Annotated in this window: 15 protein-coding genes; 7 read left to right on the top strand and 8 right to left on the bottom strand. The window is 68.0% G+C overall.

Translation table 11 applies throughout. From position 1 onward, the window contains the following. The first annotated feature begins 80 nt into the window (after positions 1-80). The 5 genes from ACGFIF_RS08360 to ACGFIF_RS08380 are packed head-to-tail and all read left to right on the top strand — an operon-like array spanning position 81 to position 8214. Positions 81-3596, top strand: a complete 3516-nt coding sequence (locus ACGFIF_RS08360) for an endo-1,4-beta-xylanase (RefSeq protein WP_393152811.1) — start codon at positions 81-83, stop codon at positions 3594-3596. A 19-nt stretch (positions 3597-3615) separates the two neighbouring features. Further along, the gene (locus ACGFIF_RS08365) at positions 3616-5085 is read left to right on the top strand and encodes an ABC transporter substrate-binding protein (RefSeq protein ID WP_393152813.1); all 1470 of its coding nucleotides are present in this window, start codon (positions 3616-3618) and stop codon (positions 5083-5085) included. Between the two features lie 5 nt (positions 5086-5090). Beyond that, on the top strand, positions 5091-6074 hold the full coding sequence (locus ACGFIF_RS08370; RefSeq protein ID WP_393152815.1) for a carbohydrate ABC transporter permease: 984 nt from the start codon (positions 5091-5093) through the stop codon (positions 6072-6074). Further along, the gene (locus tag ACGFIF_RS08375; RefSeq protein ID WP_393152817.1) at positions 6071-6901 is read left to right on the top strand and encodes a carbohydrate ABC transporter permease; all 831 of its coding nucleotides are present in this window, start codon (positions 6071-6073) and stop codon (positions 6899-6901) included. Before ACGFIF_RS08370 ends, ACGFIF_RS08375 begins: the two co-directional genes overlap by 4 nt. Positions 6902-6909: 8 nt before the next feature. Next, positions 6910-8214 (top strand): Gfo/Idh/MocA family oxidoreductase, encoded by a 1305-nt coding sequence (locus tag ACGFIF_RS08380; RefSeq protein WP_393152819.1) that lies wholly within the window; start codon positions 6910-6912, stop codon positions 8212-8214. Here the strand turns inward: ACGFIF_RS08380 and ACGFIF_RS08385 are convergent. After that, positions 8211-9503: a hypothetical protein gene (locus ACGFIF_RS08385; protein ID WP_393152821.1), complete on the bottom strand. Its 1293-nt coding sequence runs from the start codon at positions 9501-9503 to the stop codon at positions 8211-8213. The two genes, ACGFIF_RS08380 and ACGFIF_RS08385, sit on opposite strands and share 4 nt — an antisense overlap. Positions 9504-9632: 129 nt before the next feature. On the opposite strand from ACGFIF_RS08385, the gene ACGFIF_RS08390 reads away from it, so the two are divergent. Beyond that, positions 9633-10430: a carbonic anhydrase gene (locus tag ACGFIF_RS08390; RefSeq protein WP_393152823.1), complete on the top strand. Its 798-nt coding sequence runs from the start codon at positions 9633-9635 to the stop codon at positions 10428-10430. 11 nt (positions 10431-10441) lie between these two features. Here the strand turns inward: ACGFIF_RS08390 and ACGFIF_RS08395 are convergent, their stop codons facing one another. Next, on the bottom strand, positions 10442-11071 hold the full coding sequence (locus tag ACGFIF_RS08395; RefSeq protein ID WP_393152825.1) for a TetR/AcrR family transcriptional regulator: 630 nt from the start codon (positions 11069-11071) through the stop codon (positions 10442-10444). A 60-nt stretch (positions 11072-11131) separates the two neighbouring features. On the opposite strand from ACGFIF_RS08395, the gene ACGFIF_RS08400 reads away from it, so the two are divergent. Further along, complete coding sequence (locus ACGFIF_RS08400; protein WP_393152827.1) at positions 11132-11431, top strand: hypothetical protein; 300 nt, start codon at positions 11132-11134, stop codon at positions 11429-11431. A 4-nt stretch (positions 11432-11435) separates the two neighbouring features. On the opposite strand, the gene ACGFIF_RS08405 is transcribed toward ACGFIF_RS08400, so the two are convergent. Genes ACGFIF_RS08405 through ACGFIF_RS08430 form a run of 6 tightly spaced genes read right to left on the bottom strand, consistent with a single transcriptional unit; the run spans position 11436 to position 19621 of the window. Then, entirely contained in the window at positions 11436-13292 is a 1857-nt protein-coding gene (locus tag ACGFIF_RS08405; RefSeq protein ID WP_393152829.1) for a beta-L-arabinofuranosidase domain-containing protein, read from the bottom strand. Next, positions 13292-13789 (bottom strand): beta-class carbonic anhydrase, encoded by a 498-nt coding sequence (locus ACGFIF_RS08410; protein ID WP_393152831.1) that lies wholly within the window; start codon positions 13787-13789, stop codon positions 13292-13294. Before ACGFIF_RS08410 ends, ACGFIF_RS08405 begins: the two co-directional genes overlap by 1 nt. Continuing rightward, positions 13786-14727: a sucrase ferredoxin gene (locus tag ACGFIF_RS08415; protein WP_393152833.1), complete on the bottom strand. Its 942-nt coding sequence runs from the start codon at positions 14725-14727 to the stop codon at positions 13786-13788. The genes ACGFIF_RS08410 and ACGFIF_RS08415 overlap by 4 nt, the downstream gene beginning before the upstream one ends. A 46-nt stretch (positions 14728-14773) precedes the next feature. Then, on the bottom strand, positions 14774-16429 hold the full coding sequence (locus ACGFIF_RS08420) for an MFS transporter (protein WP_393152835.1): 1656 nt from the start codon (positions 16427-16429) through the stop codon (positions 14774-14776). A 14-nt stretch (positions 16430-16443) separates the two neighbouring features. Further along, a complete protein-coding gene (locus ACGFIF_RS08425) occupies positions 16444-17154 on the bottom strand; it encodes an LppX_LprAFG lipoprotein (protein ID WP_393152837.1) in 711 nt (236 codons plus the stop codon). A 4-nt stretch (positions 17155-17158) separates the two neighbouring features. Then, positions 17159-19621, bottom strand: a complete 2463-nt coding sequence (locus ACGFIF_RS08430; RefSeq protein WP_393152839.1) for a DNA topoisomerase (ATP-hydrolyzing) subunit A — start codon at positions 19619-19621, stop codon at positions 17159-17161. Positions 19622-19754: the final 133 nt, after the last annotated feature.

Below are 19754 nucleotides of genomic sequence, written 5' to 3' on the forward strand. Positions count from 1 at the left end.
ACGCGGCAGTCCCACCACAGGCCCCGGCCCTCGGCCGGCGGGTCATGCCCTGCTGCGCGCCTTCTGGAAGGAATCGGAGCATGAGGCCCTTCCCCCGACGATTCGCCCTCGGGACGATCCTGGCTGTCGTCGCCGCGGTGGCGATCCATTCGATCGCCCAAGCCGACGCGACCCCGTTCGAGGTCCTACCGAGCGATCCGCTCGCCCACTTCACCCAGTTCAAGAACCTGCCCACCGACTCGACCCAGCAGGTCACGATCACCGGCAACCCCAACTTCACCAAGGCCCTCGAGGTCACGGTGCCGAACGGTCCGCAGAGCCCCGGGCTGGACGGCGAGTACGAGATCACGCTCGGCGTTCCGGCCGCCCAGACGGTGACCGCCGGCGACGCCCTCGTCACGACCCTCTGGATGCGGGCGATCGAGCCGACGTCCGGCAGTACGACGGGCAACGCGCACATGGTGTTCGAGACCGACGGATCGCCGTACAAGAAGTCGATGAACGCGGCGCTGCTCTACGGGTCGGAGTGGCAGAAGTTCGAGTTCCCGTTCCGTGCGGCCGTCACCTATGAAGCCGGTACGACGACCGCCGCGCATCTCAACCTCTGGCTCGGGTACGGCGCGCAGAAGTTCCAGATCGCCGGGGTCTCGGTGACCGACTACGGACCGGGGACACCGGCGGGCTACCCACAGGTGACGTATGAAGGCCGGGAGGCGAACGCAGCCTGGCGTACGGCGGCCAACGCGCGGATCGACCAGTACCGCAAGGGGAATCTGGCCGTCTCGGTGGTCGACCCGGCCGGGAATCCGGTCAGTGGTGCGACCGTGTCCGCAGTCCAGCAGACCAGTGCGTTCACGTTCGGTGCGGCGTCCGACGGGTCGCGGCTGATCGGCGACCCGTCGAGCGGGATCAGCCCGAGCGACCTGGCGCAGTACCAGAGCAAGGCCTCGACCCTGTTCAATCAAGGGGCTCTGGGCAACAACTTGAAGTGGAGCAACCACTGGGAGAACCAGGTCGAGCGGGACACGATCACCCTGCCCGCCCTGCAGTGGATGCGGGAACGCGGGCTGCGGATCCGGGGTCACAACCTGATCTGGCCGTCGTGGGGCTATATGCCTCCGGACCTCGTCACCCTGCAGAACGACCCGGCCGCACTCCGGGCCCGGGTGAACACCCACATCACCGACGAAGCGACGGCACTCCAGGGGATCGTCGACGAGTGGGATGTGGTGAACGAGCCGTACTCGGAGCACAGCCTGCAGGACATCCTCGGGCCGGACGAGATCGAATCGTGGTTCCGGCTGGCCCGCCAGGCCGACCCGACCGCGCCGCTGGCGCTGAACGACTACGGGCTGCTGGAGAACAACGGCTGGGAGAAGCGTCATCGCGACCACGTCTACGGGATCGTCCAGTCGCTGAAGGACTCCGGGGCGCCGATCGACCTGGTTGGGATGGAGAGCCACTTCAACGGGTTGCAGCTGACCTCACCGGACGACCTGATGACGATCGTCGACCAGTTCGCCGGGCTCAGGGTGAAGGTGGCGATCACGGAGTTCGACGTCGACACCGACGACCTGCAGCTGCAGGCGGACTACACCCGCGACTTCATGACCGCGATGTTCTCGAACCCGAACGTCAACCAGATCAGCAACTTCGGTATCTGGGCCAACAACATCTACAACCCGCGCGTCGCGCTCTACAATGCGGACTGGTCACCCAAGCCCAACGGCCTGGTCTGGGAGGATCTGATCCAGCGGCAGTGGCACACGAGTGTGTCCGGTCAGACCACCGCAGCCGGCACCTTCGGTACGCGCGGCTTCCTCGGTGACTACCTGGTGACAGTCACCGTGAACGGCATCTCCAAGCAGGTGAAGGTGCCCATGCCGACGACAGCCGGCGCGTCCGTGAAGGTGATTGCCGACGGCATCGCGACCACGGTCAGGACCGACGAACCCAACCCGGTCGGCGACGGCGACTTCGAGAGCGGAACCCGAGGCTGGACTCCGCTCGGCACCGGCCCGTCGACCGCCGCGAACGCCCACAGCGGTCACACCGCACTGTCCCTCAGCCCGGGCTCGGGAGTGACGCAGAACCTCACCGGCCTGACCGCCGGCACGAGCTACCTGCTGTCCGGCTGGGGTCGCCTGAACGGCGGCGGCACCCAGTGCTACATCGGGGTGCGTGGGGGAGCGACCGCCGGTACGCCGACCTTCCAGTACGAGCTCAGCTACGCCGACGAACGCGCGTACACCCAGAAGCTGGCCGCATTCACCCCGCCGACCGGGACGAAGTGGATCCAGGCGTTCGCCTGGTCCAACCCCAATCCGACCACGGCCGAATGCACGCTCGACGACATCGCCATCACGCCCACGAACGGCACACCGCCACCCGCCCAGGCTCCGCCGACTACGACGCCGTACCTGCCGACTCCCTCGGTGCTGGGGAACGGGACGCTGGAGAACCAGTCGAACACGACAGGCTGGTACTGCCTTGGTACTTGCACCCTGAAGAATGCGTCGATCACCCCGCACACCGGCAGCGGCGACCTGTCGGTGACCGGACGAGCTGCCGCTTGGGCCGGACCAGCTCAGGGTTTGTCTGTGGTCAACGGCGGACTCTACGACTCGTCCGCCTGGGTGCGGACCCCGTCCGGATCAGACACCGCCATGGTCAGTCTGAAGCTGACGACGTCGACCGGATCCACCACGATCAGGCTCGGCCAGGCACCCGTCACCAGCACCGGCTGGACGCGGATCTCGGCCGCCAACACGAAGGTCGCGTGGACCGGCACGCTGACCAAGGCCGAGTGGTGGATCAGTACGACGACCGGCACCGGCAATCTGCTGATCGACGACGCGTCCTTCGCGCCCAAGGCGAAGACGGTGGCCGGCCGCGACCTGCTGGCCAACGGTGACTCGGAGCAGGGCGCCGACAGTTGGACTGCTGTGCAAGCCGCCACCGATCAGGTGCACGGCGGCTCGGGGTCGGTACTCGGCAGCTCACCCGCGCAAACCGTTTCGGTCACGAACGGAGCGTCGTACAAGACGTCTGCTTGGGTCCGGCTCGCGGCGGGCTCGGGTACGGCCCAGGTGCAGCTGAAGCTGACGAAATCGGACGGCAGCGTCAGCTACGTGCCGCTGGCCTCGGCGGCGGTGAACGCTTCGGGCTGGACGAAGGTTGCCGCGAACAACATCCCGGTCAGCTGGTCCGGCACGCTCACCAAGGCTGAGTGGGTCGTCAGCACTCCGGCCAACGACACCCTGTACGTCGACGACGCCGCCCTGCAACCGGCCGGTGTCGAGCAGGCCGTGTTCAACCCGGTCCAGCCGACCGCGGCCTGCGTCGTCCGCAACTCGGTCGACAACACCTACACGGCGTACTTCGGCTACTCGAACGCGAACAACTACTACATCCCGGTCCCGGTCGGCAGCGACAACTTCTTCAGCCCGGGACCGTCGGATCGCGGCCAGACCGTCTCGTTCCTGCCCTTCCAGCGGCCGCGCCGGGTCGCGGTCACCTGGAACGGCAGCCCGCTCACCTGGCGACTCGGCGCCCTCACTCAAACCGCTTCGTCGGCGTCGCCGGCCTGCACCTAGGACTCACTGGAGGAACACCATGTCATCACCCATCTCCCGACGGACACTGCTCCGTGGTGCGGCAGCCTTGGCCGGTGCGAGTGCGGTCGCCGGCTGCTCGTCCTCGGGCAACGACAGCGAGGGGGCGAAAGCTCAGACCACGATCACCTACTGGGACTGGTACGCCAGCCAGGCCGGCTGGGTCGACAACGAGATCAAGCTGTTCCAGCAGGCTCACCCCGGGATCGCAGTGAAGAAGACCACACAGGTCAGCGACAAGTACGCCGACCTGGTCTCACTCGCGTACCGCAGCGAGAACGCCCCGGACATCCTGATGATCCCGAAGAGCCCGCAACTCAGCCAGCAGGTGTCACAGGGCTGGCTGATGCCCGTGGACAAGTGGGCGACGAAGGAGTGGCAGTCCCGCTTCCCGCAGAACAGCTTCGTCGAAGGGGTCGACGTCTTCGACGGCAAGGTCTACACCGCGCCGTTCGCCGCCCCGGCGCCGTCGCTGCAGCTCTACGTCCACCACGGTGTCTTCAAGGACGCCGGCCTGACGAATGCCGATGGCAGCGTGAAGCTGCCGAAAACCTGGGACGACGTGAGTCGCGCGGCCGACGCGATCGCGTCGAAGAGCGGTGGCAAGGTGGCGCCGTTCGGCTTCGGCAACTCGACGAACACGACCCTGGCCTGGTGGCTGGATCTGTTCGTCCGCGGCGCCGGGTCGCCGGGTGGCGCCGCCGTCGGCGGGATCGACGGGATGGACTACCGGGTCGGTCAGTGGACGTTCGGGACCGACCGCAACTACCTCGACGTGATCAACCTGCTGCTGGAGTGGAAGAACAAGAACTGGTTCTACCCCAACTCGATGAGCATCTCCGACGAGCAGGCGCGCGCGTTCTTCGAGCGCGGGCGGTTCGGGATGACGGTCGGCGGTGTCTGGAACCAGCCGGAGTGGACCAAGCACAAGTTCACCGACTACAGCCTGGTCACCCTGCCGGCGCCGAGCGATGAGCCGAAGGCGTTGTTCTACGGTCCGCCCGGCGGGCGGTTCGTCGCGGTCTCGTCGAAGTCCAAGCACGCCGACGAGGCGTGGGCCTGGTTCGACTGGCTGTACAGCCCGGAGGCGGGCAAGCGCTGGGTCGAGCAGGGCCAGGGTCTCTCGGTCTACGCGCAGAACAACGATCCGAAGGGCGTCACCTTCGCACCCTTCGCCCAGTACGTCGCGATGTCCGGTGCTGCAGTGGTCGGTCCGCAGCCGACCATCCGCAACCCCAAGCTCACGAAGCTCGAACTGCCCGCGGTGAAGCCGGACATCAACGACGTACTCGCCGGCATCTACACCGGTCAGCTCAAGGACGTCCAGGGTGCCCTGAACGAGCTGACGGGCAAGATGAACCAGGCGCTGGCCGACGCGGTGAAGAAGGTCGGCGCCGGTGCGAGCCTGAAGGACTTCGCCTTCACCGACTGGGACCTCACCAAGCCGTACACGACCAAACCGGCCGCCTGATGGTGATGACCGCCGTACGGGACGACGTCGCCACCGCCGGGCCACCACACACGGTGAGCCGGCGGCGGGCGCGTCGCCGTACCTATCTCTGGTCGTACGTCTACCTGGCGCCGATGATGGTGCTGCTGCTGGTCTTCGTGGTGTATCCGATCATCGCGTCACTCGGGTACACGTTCTACAAGTGGGACGGGATCGGCGATCCGACCGACTTCGTCGGCCTGGACAACTTCCGCCAGATCGTGCACGACAGCATCTTCTGGCGGTCGCTCGGCCACACCTTCGTGTACGCCGCGTTCGTCGTACCGATCCAACTGGTGCTGGCGCTGGCCCTCGCGTTGGTGCTGAACAACAAGCGGCTGCGATTCGCCTCGTTCTACCGAACGCTGTTCTTCTTGCCCGTGGTGACTTCGGCCGCGGTGATCGGGGTCGTGATCCAGCTGCTGGTGTCGAACTTCGGTGACTCGATCAACAACCTGTTGCTGAACCTGCACCTGATCGATCGGCACATCGACTGGCTGGGGGATCCGCACTTCGCGCTGGCGATCATCATCCTGGTCGGGATCTGGCACACGTTCGGCTACAACCTCGTGTACTTCCTGGCCGGCTTGCAGACGATCCCGGAGGAGCTCTACGAGGCGGCCCGGCTGGACGGTGCCGGCCGGCTGGCGACGTTCCGGTACATCACCATCCCGATGCTGCGGGCGGTCGGCGTCGTGATCGTCGTCCTGGCGGTGATCGGCACGTTCCAGATCTTCGACCTGGTCCAGGTGCTGACCAGCGGCGGGCCGTACTTCTCCACCGAGGTCGTGAACACCTACATCTACCATCTGGCCTTCGGCGGGAGTAACGCCAACGCGGTGCAGCCCGACATCGGGCTCGCCTCGGCGGCGTCGTTCATCTACGGCGTACTGCTGATCGTCTTCTCCGTCGTCCAGGTCGTCGTACTGCGCTCTCTCGCGCGGCGCCGGGGGACTGGGGGCGGGCGATGAAGCGCGGGCGCGCGGTGACCGTGATGACGCACGTCGCCCTACTCGTCAGCGGCCTGGCCTGGTTGTATCCGCTGTTCTGGGCACTGGGCAGCTCGCTGAAGAGTGACGACGAGTTCTTCGGCCGCGGGCTGAGCCCGTTGCCGTCGCAGTTCCTGTGGTCGAACTACCTGGACGCGTGGCGCGAGGCGTCGTTCGGCCGGTACTTCATGAACACTTTTCTGATCACCCTCGGGACGGTCCTGGTCACTTTAGTAGTCACTTCCACCGCGGGATACGTACTTGCCCGGACACGGTTCCCGGGTCGGGGATTCTGTCTGGGGCTGGTGTCGGCGACGCTGTTCCTGCCGCACGGCTACACGATCATTCCGGTGTTCGACCTGATGCAGCGGCTGCATCTGCTGAACAGCCTGTGGGCGGTGATCATCGTGCAGGCGTCCGGCGGCGTGGTGTTCGGCACGTTCCTGTTCATGGGCTACTTCATGGCGATCGACCGGGAGCTGGAGGACGCGGCGCAGGTCGACGGTGCGAACTTCCACCAGACGTTCGCGCGGATCATGCTGCCGCTGTCCGGGCCGATGCTGGCCACGGTCGGGTTGTTCACCGCGATCACGGCCTGGAACAGCTTCTTCATCCCGCTGGTGTTCACGCTGGGCCGGCCGGAGCTGCGCACGCTCGCGATCGGCATGTACGCGTTCATCGGGGAGAACTCGACCGAGTGGACGCTGCTGTGCGCTGGGACCGTGATCACGCTCGCCCCGATCATCCTGCTGTTCCTGCTGTTGCAACGGTTCTTCGTCAACGGCCTGGCCGGTGCGGTCAAGCAATAGGGGGTCTTATGTCCTTACCCATTCGGACCGCGATCGTCGGCACCGGCAACCGCGCCCAGCTGTTCACCGAAGGGCTGGCCAAGCGGGACGGGTACGACGTCGTGGCGTTGTGCGACCCGAATTCGGTGCGGATGGCGTTCCACAACCGGATGCTGCTGGCGGCCGGTCGCCGTACCGCTCATCAGTGGCCGCCGGCGCGATTCGACGAGATGCTGCGGGTCGAGCGGATCGAGTTGCTCGTGGTGACGAGCGTCGACGCGACGCACGACCGGTACGTCGAGTCCGCGCTGCGAGCCGGTGTCCGGGTGATCAGTGAGAAGCCGTTGACGACCGATGCGGTGAAGGCTCAGAGCATCCTCGACACCGTGCGGGAGACGGGTGGCTCGCTGTCGGTCGCGTACAACTATCGGTTCAACCCGGTGCATCGGAGGGTGCGGTCGTTGCTGGCCGAGGGTGCGATCGGTGACGTCCACTCGGTGCACTTCGAGTGGCTGCTCGATGTGTCGCACGGCGCCGACTACTTCCGGCGGTGGCATCGTGACAAGGCGAACTCCGGTGGCTTGATGGTGCACAAAGCCAGTCACCACTTCGACCTGGTGAACTGGTGGCTCGGCGCTGAACCGCAGCTCGTCTACGGGCGAGGACAGTTGGCGTTCTACGGTCCCGGCCGGCGGCACGGGTACGCGCGCGAGTACTCACGTGCGCATGGCGCGGCCTCGGCGCTCGACGATCCCTTTGCGCTGCACCTGGCGGACAACGCGACGTTGCGGGAGTTGTACCTGGACGCTGAGGTCGAGGATGGGTACTACCGGGATCGCAACGTCTTCGCGCCTGGGGTAACGATCGAGGACGACATGGCGTTGCTGGTGTCCTACAACACCGGCGCGACGATGACGTACCACCTGACCGCGTACTCGCCGGCTGAGGGCTATCGGGTGATGTTCAACGGATCGCGTGGTCGACTGGAGCTGAATGTCGAAGAGTCGACATGGACAACGCCTCACCAGCGGGTGACTTCGGCCAAGGGAGCGGTGCATGGCGACCTGGCCGCGCCGACCGCCGGGCAGACGAGTATCACGCTGCGGCCGTTGTGGTCGCCGCCTGTCGACCACACGGTCGAGCATGATCACGCCGGTCATGGCGGAGCGGACGCGCGTGTGCTGGCCGCGTTGCTCGACTCCTCGGACGGCCCAGACAACGCCGACATCGCCGACGCCCGGCAGGCAGCCCTGGCCTTGGTCACCGGTCTGGCTGCCAACCGGTCGTTCGAAACAGGTCAGCCCGTCCGGACTGCCGACGTACTGAAGCTCTAGCTCAGCGCCGCGCGCAACGCGGCGTGGGCACCTCGGACGATCGCTTCGCGGTTGGACTCGTACGTCGGATCGGTGATGGCGGTCTTGTTGGCCGGGTCGAAGGACAGGACCGGGACGTGCAGATGGCCGGCCGGCATCGACGGGTCGAGGAGGTCACGCTGCAGGGTGTTGCGGTAGGCAACCTCGTTGGAGAGGTAGCCGCCACCGGCGCCCTCGGACGCGATCGAACCGGGCGTCGGACCGAGCGGTTGGCGGACCGGTTGAGTCTGCCCGGCCGGGATCTCGAGGACCGAGGTATTGACGCGCATCCGGAACGGCGTGACGTCGGCCTGGGACATCCGGGCCAGCGGAAGGCTCGACGTCAGCCACTCGGGGCCGGCCGGCATGCTGGGGGAGACCACCGGTGCGCTGGTGGTGCCGCCGCCCCAGAGATTGTTGTTGTCACCGATCGAGCTGACCGAACGGCGCCGGCCGTTGAAAACCTCGAGGTCGAAGATCCCCACCCGGCCCTGGCTCGCTGTCATGACCAGATCGGCCCGTTGCGGTCCAGAGCGGTAGTGCGGGGCGAGTGCGTTCTCGACAATGTTCTCGTCGAAATCGGTGTACCTGACCGGGAAGACGACGGTCTGGATCTCGTACGTCTTGCCGTTCACCACCCAGCGCTGCCCGTCGAGGGTCAAGGCGTTGGCGCCCGATGGGTTGCCGATCCGGATGTCCGCGTCGAGGGTGAACGGGTCGAACCCGGTGACCAGGATCTTCCGTACGCCGGGTGCGAAGCGCGTGCTGGTGATGCCACGGGAGGTGTACTCGAGTGACCGGATCAGTCCGGCGCGTTCCGCCGTACCGAGGGTGAAGTCGGGTTGCCACTGCCGGAGGGCGAGAGCCATCGAGATGCGGGCCCAGTAGAGGCCGCGGTCGTCGGTGGCGGGGAGTGCGTCAGGTGCGGTCTGCGCGTGCTGAGCGCGGTGGGTCGCCGTCCGCCAGAGGGCTTCGCCCTGGACGCGGACGAGGGTCGCGGCGGCTCGCTGGTTCGGAGCTGAGCAGAGCAGTCGGTTGAAGAGCGCGACGTGCCGGTCGAAGCCGGAGCGGCGGAGGATCTCGGCCGGGACCGAGGGACCGCCGGCGACGCCGTTGTCGAGACGTTGCTCCTCGACCGTGCCGTTGACGCCGGTGTCGAGACAGCCGGTGACAGGTGCCGCCTGGACCGTGGGAGCGCCGGACAGAGCGGTGGTCAGGGCGATCGCACCGATGAGCAGGGAGCGTGAGAACGAGCTGGGGCGGAGTCTCATAACGGCTGTCTATCAGATCCTTGCGCATCCGCCGAGACATCCGAACAGGCCCCGGGTATTGCAGACAGTATGCAAGGGGTTACCTTCAGAAGGCGGCGTCGCCCACGTCGCCTTGTCCAAGGAGCACAGTTGAGCATCACATCTCGTCGCCGGCCGGTGGCCGCGGCGCCCGTCACCTCGCGGCGCCGGTTCCTGACCACAGCCCTGCACACTACTCTCGTCGCCGGAGCCGGTGCCGCCACCCTCACCGCCTGCGCGAAATCCGGTACGACGTCCGGTACGACCTCCACCCCGGCCGCCCAGACGATCGGGACGAACCCACCGAGTCCGCCACCTGTTGTGGACGGCAACCAAGCGCTCCAGCGGCTGCTGGAGGGCAACGCGCGCTTCGTCGCCGACCGCGAGGAGGACCTCGACGAGGGCATCGCCCGTCGAGTTGCCGTGAGCAAGGGTCAGACCCCGTTCGCCACCGTGATCGGCTGCGTGGACTCCCGGGTGCCGATCGAGCTGATCTTCGACCAGGGGCTCGGCGACCTGGTCGTCGTACGGAGCGCCGGGGAAGCACTTGACCATTCAGTGACCGGCAGCCTCGAGTTCGGCGTCGCGGAGTTGCACACGCCGCTGCTCATGGTCCTCGGTCACCAGCGCTGCGGCGCGATCACCGCCACCATCAAGGCGCTCGACTCCGGCCAGCGCACCGCTGAAGCAGGCGAGATGGGCTACCTCGTCGACTCACTCGCTCCCGCGGTCCGCCAGGTCGCGGGGAAGCCGGGCGACCGCGTCACCAACGCCGTCCACGCCAACGTCGACCTGACCCTGGCCAGGCTTCGGCAATCCTCCGTCATCGGCCCGTTGGAGAAGGCGGGCAAGCTCAAACTCGTCGGCGCCTACTACGAACTCGACACCGGCAAGGTCATCGTCAGCTAGCCGGCCCAGCATCACGCGCAGAGTTGGGTGCGGAGGGTTTGACCGGCCCAGTGCACCCAGCGCTCGTGAGTCCAGCCGCGGTCGCGGACGAAGAGCAGGTAGAGCTCGGGGCTGAGGATCCCGTACAGCAGGTCTGCCGCGTCCTCGGTGGTGAGGTCTTCGCGTGCGCCCGGTTTGGCCACGAACGCTTCGGCGGCCGTGCGCTGGACGACGTACCGCAGGTCCTCGTCCTGCGGCCACAGTGCGGCGACCTCCGGGTCGTTGGCGACGGCTGCCTCCAGCACGCGCATGATCGGCGAGACCCGGGCCAGGACCGCGCTCGACCCGGGGACGTAGGCGGTCAGCATCTCCTCGGCGGTGCGGGCGGCGACCGCACCGGTGAACCAAGGGCGGTCGAGCGTCGCGACCGGCTCGGCGTCACCGGCGATGGTGGTGTCGACGAGTTCCTTGAGCAGGGCGCGCTTGTTGCCGAAGACGAAGTAGATCGTCTGCACCGCGACGCCGGCCAGGTCGGCGATGTCCTGCAGGTTCGTGGCGCCGTACCCGTCCTCGACGAACAGGTCGCTCGCCGCCTGGATGATCCGTCGCCGGGTCTCCTGCGCCTTCTCCGCGCGCTTGTTAAGTCGCTTGACAGCGGTCATGACTAGAGTCTATCTCTAGATTCGTTCGCTATAAGTCAACTCTAGTGTGAGGATCTAGTCATGACACTCATCGCAGTCACCCGTTTCGAGGCCGTGGACACCGTGACAGCCGACGATGTGCGCAGTCGGCACACCGCCCTGGTCGGGGCCGTCCGGGCCGCGCGGCCCGGCCTGACCGAGGCACGTCTCGGTCAGCTCGAGGACGGCAAATGGGTCGGCGTCTGGCGCTGGGACTCCGAGGACAGCCTGAAGGCGGTCCGCGAGCTCGCGCCGAACCTGCCAGAGGTGAAGGCCGCCTTCGCGTTGGTCCGTGAGGGCAGCTCGGCGGTCGAGGAGATCGAGGTCGTCGACGAGCTCTGACGGGTCAGCGCGTCGTGGGCAGTTCGGTGACGCGGAGATTCGTACAGCCGTAGGGGATGAAGGTCAGCTCTCCGGCGGCGGTCGTGGTGACCGGGCTGGGCGGGGGTGCGGCGGCTGCGCCGTGTTCCAGCGTCCAGTCCGGCACCAGGCGGCCGGTGACGTGAAGCCGGAGCGGTGTCTTCGTGAAGGGGTGCTCTGTGACGGCTTCGCGCTCCAGCCGGAGGTCATCCGGGTCGATGGCATAGTTCCACGGCGCGGTCGGGTGGACCTCGTAGGTGGCGTGTGGTTCCTCGCCGCCGATCTTGGTCCACTGCTCGGGGACGGCGAGGGAGAACACGAGCGGCCCACGTTCGAGCGCGACGGCATTGGCCGAGCGGGGGACTGCGTTGACCGCGGCCGGCAGGTGCAGCCGTACGACGTGCGGCCCGTCGGACCAGTCACGTCGTACCTGGTGCAGGGTGCCGGCGGCAACAGCCTCGCCGTCGACGGTGGCGCCGGTGGACCACGCTGGGATGCGGAGGTTCAGGGGTACAACGCCGGAGCCGCTGACGGTGATCGTCACCTCGTCCTCGAAGGGGTACGCCGTGGACACGTCGACCGTCAGGCCGTCGTACTCGAAGGAGCACGGCGCGTAGGAGAGGGCGGTGAGGGCGCCGTCACTGGAATGCATCCAGAGGTGGGTGGTGAAGCGCGGCCAGCCCTGGTGGCGGTTGGCGGTGCAGCAGCCGAAGTGGGGTTCGAGACCGAAGACGTTCGCGTCGGGGCCGTTGTTGGTGTAGACGCGGTCCTCGGTGACGTGGCAGATCACCTGGTTGGCCTGCTGGACGTATTGGTGGGTCCACTCATCTGGCGACGTACTCGCGGGCAAAGCGTTGAAGGCGAGCCGTTCAACTCGGTCGGCAAGCGGTTCGACGGCGCCCCAGGTCTCCAGGGCGACCTCGAGCGAGGCGAGGTGCTCGACGACCGTGCAGGTCTCGGTGCCCTGGCTCGGGTGCCGGCCGGCGAGGTGTTCGTCGCAGCTGAAGAGACCGCTCGGCTGGCCGTGGTGCTCATCCAACGCCGCGATCAGCCGGAGGAGACGGGCCTGCTGGTCGGTCGGGTCGTGACGCCACCAGACCGGCATCGCTTTGAGGCCCATCGCGACGTTGACGCCGTGGGACGACAGGTAGACGTCGTTCATCCAGTGGCCGTCGTGCTGGTCCTTCATCGCCAGCAACGTTGCCTCGTCCACCTTGTCGCGGAACGGAAGGTCGTCGGCGTACCCGAACCAGTCGAAGCCCTGCTTCCTGCACTTCGCCGCCAGCGGGAGCAGCCAGTCCTCCCCAGTGAGGTCGTGCAGCTGGTTGATCACCCAGACGATGTCGGTCCACCGCGACCGCGCCCACTCCTGCAGCGGCCATTCGTCGAGGAGTACGTCGAGCAGCCGGAGGAACCGCAGTGCGGCCGGGACCACGCGCTCGTCGCCGGTCGCGTCGAAATGCTGCAGCAGTGCCTTCAGCACGATGATCCGCGGCCAGACGTCATGATCCGAGTACGTCGCCTCACCCGAGCGCGGCCCGAACCACCCGTCCGGGTGCTGATGCTCGAGGATGTGATCCATCCACCGACGCACCTTCGCCTTCAACCGCTCGTCGTCCAGCAGGTAGGCGATCCCGGTGATGCCATCGAGCCAGTACGGTCCGCGCTCCCAGCCCTCGGCATCGCCGCCGATCCAGCCGCTGCGCGCGATGTCGGGCCAGAACTCATCCAGGTGCCCGGCCATCCCGTCGGCCTGCAGGCGGACGCGCTCCAGCAGCCATCCGGCCGGCCTGAGAGTTGCCAACGGCAACGGGCGGAGGGCCGGCGGGGTGAGTCCCGGCATCAGTCGATCTGGGTGAGGCGGCCGTTGTCCACGTCGTACATGAAGCCGCCGACCAGGATGTCGTCGCCGATCAGCGGGTGGTCGCGGACGGCGGTGACATCGTGCCGCAGGGCCTCGAGCTGGTCGGGGATGACGTGGATCGGCAGGTAGCCGGCCGGCTTGCCCGCGGCGGTCTCGACCTGGCGGCGCAGGTCGTCCTCGGACATCGCGGCCATCGCGCAGCGGGTGTGCGGGATGATCATGATCCGGCGGACACCGAGCAGCTGGACGCCGAGCACGAGGCCGGTCATGGTCACCTCGGTGACCCGGCCGCCGGCACTGCGCAGCACCTTCGCGTCACCCGGCTTCAGCCCGAGCATCTCCAGCGGCGGGATGCGCGAGTCCATACAGGTGACGACGCCGACGCCGGCATGCGCGATCCCGTCGAACCCGCCGTAGGCGAACTCCTTGGCGTAGTCGGCGTTGGCGGCCAGCAGGTCCTCGAATCCACTGGTCATCGGGCCTCACCCGGCACTGGGGTTCCGGCATGCAGAATCGACATGGCGAACGGCTCCTTTCCGCAGGATTCCGGACGAGGTGGATCAGCGGGTGCAGTGGTGACCGGCACGGCCCAGGACCGGCCGTCGCGATGAACGACGACGACGAATCCCGGGTCTTCGCCCACGACACTGAGGGCGTCCAGCGCCAGCTCTCCGATGAGCCGGCGTACGGCGATCTCCGCGGCCTGACCGCGATTGGTCCAGGTCGACCGGCCGCGCAGCCCGGTCAGCATAGTCTCACCACGAGCTGCGGCCTCGAGCACGGCGACCGCAGTCTGGGCAGTCAGGTGACCGTGCATGGTGCCGGCGGGCAGCAGCGTCGCGGTCGGGGCGAACCGGTGTCCGCCGAGGTGGTTCGCCTCCCACACCCGGCCCGGTGCGACCGCGGCCAGCGCCTTGACCAGCGGCCGGCCGAGAAGCGCGCAGCACTCGTCCCGCTTGCCGTTGGTGCACACCAGCATGACCGGCTCGTCGACCACGGTCAGCGCCGGCAGAGACTCGATGACGGCATCCCGATCGCCCCGGCCGACGGCTTCGAGGTCGAGTCCATCGAGCTCCAGCGGGTCGGCGACGCCGCAGCCCAGCAGCCAGGTGCGTCCGGGCGTGGTCGAAGCGACGTACACCTGGTGTGACCGTTCGGTCCGGTCGGGATGCCGGCCGGGCGAGCGGATCAGCCCGAACCGGACGTCCGCCTTCTTGCACGCCGCGTCGATCGCGCCGCCGAACTCCGGGTCGAGATGGCTCTGCGTCGGCGCCTTGGCGCCCCACGGACCGGGTTGCTCGACGAGGACCCAGCCGCTGGCCACGACCGCCGTGCCGGGGAGCGGCTCACGCAACTCTCGGCAGAAGGTCGAGCACAGGCCTGGCCGGCCGGTCGCGTCGAGTCGTGCGGTCACGTGATCACGGTACGACAGCCGGGACGGGTGTCCGGCACGATGACCATCATCTGTGCACAACGCCACGTCGGCCGAGCAGCAGCACGGCCAGTACGGCGGCCAGGAAGGCGCAGCCGGCGGCACCGGCGAAGATTGCGTGAACTTGTGAAACGGCCGCGTCGCGCAGGGCGTCGACGAACGGACGACACGTTCCCGGCGCGGACGGGCACAGCTCGTTCGGTGACGGGATGTCGTCGACGATCGCGAAGTACCGGCGCAGCCCGATCGCGGTGAGCGCGGACACGCCGACGAGCATGCCCACCATCCGGGCGACCACGACCAGCGCACTGACCAGGCCGTGGCTGTCCGGGGGAGTGGCCCCGAGCATGGCCGTGTTGACCGGCGACAACGCCAGCCCGAACCCGAACCCGCACACCAGCAGTACGACGGTCGCCAGCCAGTGATCGAGTGCGTCACGACCCCAGAACGCCATCACCACGAACATCGCCCCGGCCAACGCCAGCCCGGCCCCGGTGATCCAACCCAACCCGTAGCGCCGGGTCAGCCACCCGCCAGCCACCGCACCAACCGGCAACGCGATCAGGAACCGCAGCAACACCAGCGCGGCGGCCAACTGCCCGCCACCCTGGGTGGTCCGCGCGAAGACAGGTACGTCGACCAGCGCCGCGATCAACGCGCAGCCGACCAGGAAGCTGACCATCAACGAACCCCAGGCCGGCGCTGCCTTCAGCAATCCGTGCGGCACGATCGCTCGCGTCGTACGGCGCTGCCAGATCGCAAAGGCAACTGCAAACACGGCGGCACCGACCAGCAACCAGGGCCCGGCTGGTGCCATCAACTCCCGCTCGGGGTCAGCAGTGGCGAACGCCAGCACGACACCAGCCAGCGCCAGCGCGAGCAGCAGGGCGCCGACGAGGTCGACCTGAGCGAGCGTCTCCCGCAACCGGGTCTTCCGGAGCATCAGAGCGATCCATAGCAGTAGCAGTACTACGGTGACGACGCCGATCGGCGTGAGCAGACGCGAATCGCCCGAGAACGGCACGAACGGAATGCCGAGCGTGACACCGGTCGCAAGCCGTTCGGGTGCGGTGAGAGTGAGGCCGAGAGCCAGGCAGGCGATGAACCCGACCGCGGCTGACAGCGGTGGTGGACGGAGGCCGCGCAGCAGTACGGCGAGCACGAGCGCGACGACCAGGTTGAGCCAGAAGATGTACCGCCAGTCCGCCACCGCCAGCACGAGAGCACCCAGCAACGGCCCCAGCACCGACCCGAGCTCCTGCACCGCGCCGACGACCCCCAGCGGGAGTCCACGTCGCTCGGCCGGCCACAGGTCGGCCACCAGCGCCAGGGTGGCAGGCACGAGCCCACCACCGCCGACACCCTGCAGGAACCGCCCGGTCACGATCAGAGACAGGTCATACGCGCTGGCCGTGATCAGCGACCCCACCGCGAACAACAGCAGCGCCCCGATCAGGACCGGCGTACGACCGACCACGTCGGCGATCCGCCCGATCAACGGAAGGACGGCGATGTACCCGAGCAGGAACCCGGAGATGATCGGCGCCGCCCGCTGCAACTCGTCCGCCGACAGTCCGACCCCGGACATCATGTCCGGCAGGGCGAGGACGACGACGTAGGTGTCAGCAGCCGCGAAGGCGACCGCGATCGAGGCGAGCGTGAGCCGAACCCTCGGGTTGGCCACGGGCGGATCCCCGGTCACGGCTTGGTGATCTCGACCTGTTCGCCGTACCGGTCCAGGGTGACGTCGTAGCTGCTGGTGGCGCCGTCGTAGAACGGGCCGGTGATCGTTGCCGACACCAACTGCTTGGAGTCCTTGTCGATCTTGAAGGTGCTCGGGAAGTCCTGGTCGGCCGGTGCCTTCGGGAAGATGCCCTGCAGCGACTTGCCCTCGATCACGCCGGTGATCTCGGTCAGGACCTTGGCGCCGTCCCGGGTCTCACCCTTGATCTTCGGGTCCTTCAGCGTCGGCAGCACCGAGGTCAGGCCCTTGGCCGGGTCCAGCAGGATCGCCGGGTCCGGTGCGCCGAGGCCGGCCAGCTGGGCCGGCGGCAGCTCGATGAAGTTCGTCGTGAACGGCAGCTTCGCGTAGACCTTGCTGCCGACCGCGACCACCTCGGCGTCGATCGGCGAACCGGCGGTGCGCACGGTCAGCTTGCCCTTGAACGCCGGCGCGTGCGTCGCGACGCCGTCACCGCTGGACAGCGCCTGCGCGGTGTCCGGGATGTCCCGGCCGACCAGCACGATGTGCACGCTGGCCGCCTCGTCGATCGTCTTCTTGGCCGCCGTCAGCAGCGCGACCGGGTCGTCGCCGGTCTGACCGTTGCCGCCGTCGGCGTCCTTCTTGTCGTCGCTGCAGCCCGCCAGCGCCAGCACCAGCACCGCGCCGAGCGCGAGCAGTCTCTTCATGGGGTCAGCCTGCCATGTAACTGACGCTGTCCGGAGCGCATGCGGCGATGGGTTGCGCAACCGGTACGCCGGAACCGTCGCGGCGCGGGTCGATCGGCGGCAACTCCACCGGCGCACCGCTGCTCGCACTCGCCCGGACCGGGGCCGCACCGACGAATCCGAGCAACAGCCCGTCCTCGCCCTTGAGCAGCCGCTGGCAGCGCACACCACCGGTGCCACGACCCTTGCCCGGGTACTCGCTGAACGGCGTCACCTTCACCGCGCCGACCTCGGTCCCCGGCAGCGCCGACGACGAACCCGCGATGGTGACGACCTGCGCCTCGCGGCTGCTGTCGACAGCACCGAAGAACACGACCTTCGCGTCCTTGCCCAGCCGGACACCGGCCATACCGCCCGCGGTCCGGCCCTGCGGACGCACCACCGACGCTGGGAAGTGCAGCAGTTGCGCGTCGGACGTGATGAAGCACAGCTCCTCGTCGCCCGTGGTCAGCTCGACCGCGCCGATGACCTCGTCGCCGTCGTTCAGCCGGACGATCTCCCACGCGTCGCGGTTGCTCAGATGGTCGGGCACGACCCGCTTCACCACGCCACCCGCCGTACCCAGAGCCACCCCGATCGAGTCGGGATCCATCGTGGTCAGCGCGAGCGCCTTCTCACCGGGCTCCAGCGAGACGAACTCCGCCACCGGCGCACCACCCTGCAGGTTCGGCGCGTTGGCGGTCGTCGGTACGGCGGGGAGGTCGAGCGACTCGAGCCGGATCAGCCGGCCGGCGCTGGTGATCAGGCCGTACTGACCGCGGGCGGTGCTCTTCACCGCGGACACGATCGCGTCGTGCTTGGCCCGGGTGTCGCCGGTGCCGAACGGCTCGACGCCGTTCGTCCGGGCGAGCAGCCCGGTCGAGCTCAGCAGCACCCAGCACGGGTCGTCGGTGACCTCGAGCGGCACCGCCGCGGTCTTGGTCGCGCCGGACGACTCCAGCAGCACGGTCCGCCGCGGCGTGCCGTAGGTCTTGGCGACCTCGGCCAGCTCGTCCGACACCGTCTTGCGGAGCAGCGTCTCGTCCTCGAGGATCGCGGTCAGCCGCTCGATCTCGCGCTCCAGCTCACCCTTCTCGGTCTCCAGCTCGAGCTTGGAGTACTTGGTCAGCCGGCGCAGCGGCATGTCCAGGATGTAGTTGGTCTGCACCTCGGTCAGGTCGTAGATCTCCATCAGCCGGCCGCGGGCCTCCGCGGCGTCGTCGCTGCTGCGGATGATCTGGATGACCTCGTCGATGTCCAGGATCGCGATCAGCAGGCCGTCGACGATGTGCAGCCGGTCCTGGGCCTTCTTCCGGCGGAACTCGCTGCGCCGCCGGACCACGTCGTACCGGTGGCCGAGGTAGACCTCGAGCAGCTCCTTCAGGCCGAGGGTGCGCGGCTGGCCGTCGACCAGGCAGACCGCGTTGACGTGGAAGGCGTCCTCGAGCGGGGTCAGCTTGTACAGCTGCTCCAGCAGCGCCTCGGGGACGAAGCCGTTCTTGACCTCGATCACCAGCTGGGTGCCGTGGGCCCGGTCGGTCAGGTCCTTGACGTCGGCGATGCCCTGCAGCTTCTTCGACTGGACCAGGGTCTTGATCTTCTCGATCACCTTCTCCGGGCCGACCGAGTACGGCAGCTCGGTGACCACGATGCCCTTGCGCCGCGGGGTGACGTTCTCGATCCGGGCGGTGGCGCGCATCTTGAAGCTGCCCCGGCCGGTGGCGTAGGCGTCCTTGATGCCCTCCAGGCCGACGATCTTGCCGCCGGTCGGCAGGTCCGGGCCGGGGATGAACCGCATCAGGTCGTCCAGGTCCGCGGTCGGCGTCTTGATCAGGTGCCGCAGCGCCTGGATCACCTCGACCAGGTTGTGCGGGGCCATGTTGGTGGCCATCCCGACCGCGATCCCGGCGGCGCCGTTGACCAGCAGGTTCGGGAAGGCGGCCGGCAGCACCGACGGCTCTTCCTCGCGGCCGTCGTAGTTCGGCCGGAAGTCGACGACGTTCTCGTCCAGGCCCTGCGTCATCGCCAGCGCGGGCGGCGCCATCCGGCACTCGGTGTACCGCATCGCGGCCGGGCCGTCGTCGAGGGAGCCGAAGTTCCCGTGGCCGTCGATCAGCGGGACCCGCATCGACCACGGCTGCGCGGTCCGGACCAGGGCGTCGTAGATCGCGCCGTCGCCGTGCGGGTGGTACTTACCCATCACTTCACCGACCACACGGGCCGACTTCACGTGACCGCGGTCGGGACGGATGTTGTTCTCCGCCATCGAGAACAGGATCCGTCGCTGGACCGGTTTCAGTCCGTCCCGCGCGTCCGGCAGCGCCCGGGAGTAGATCACCGAGTAGGCGTACTCCAGGTAGCTGGTGCGCATCTCGTCGGAGACGTCGACGTCGAGGATGTGCTCCTCGAAGTCCTCGGGCTCGGCGGTGGTGCTGGTACGGCGTGCCATGCGGGTCTGCGAACTCCTCGATCAAGCCGGTACGGCGCCGCGACGGTCCGGCGCCGTGCCCATTGTCCCTGGTGAACTCACGTTTGCTGTGCACGTGGCCACGCCTCCGGCGCGGCGCGTCGTGGGCCCTGGT

The organism is Kribbella sp. NPDC049174 (genome assembly GCF_043197365.1).
Lineage (GTDB): Bacteria > Actinomycetota > Actinomycetes > Propionibacteriales > Kribbellaceae > Kribbella.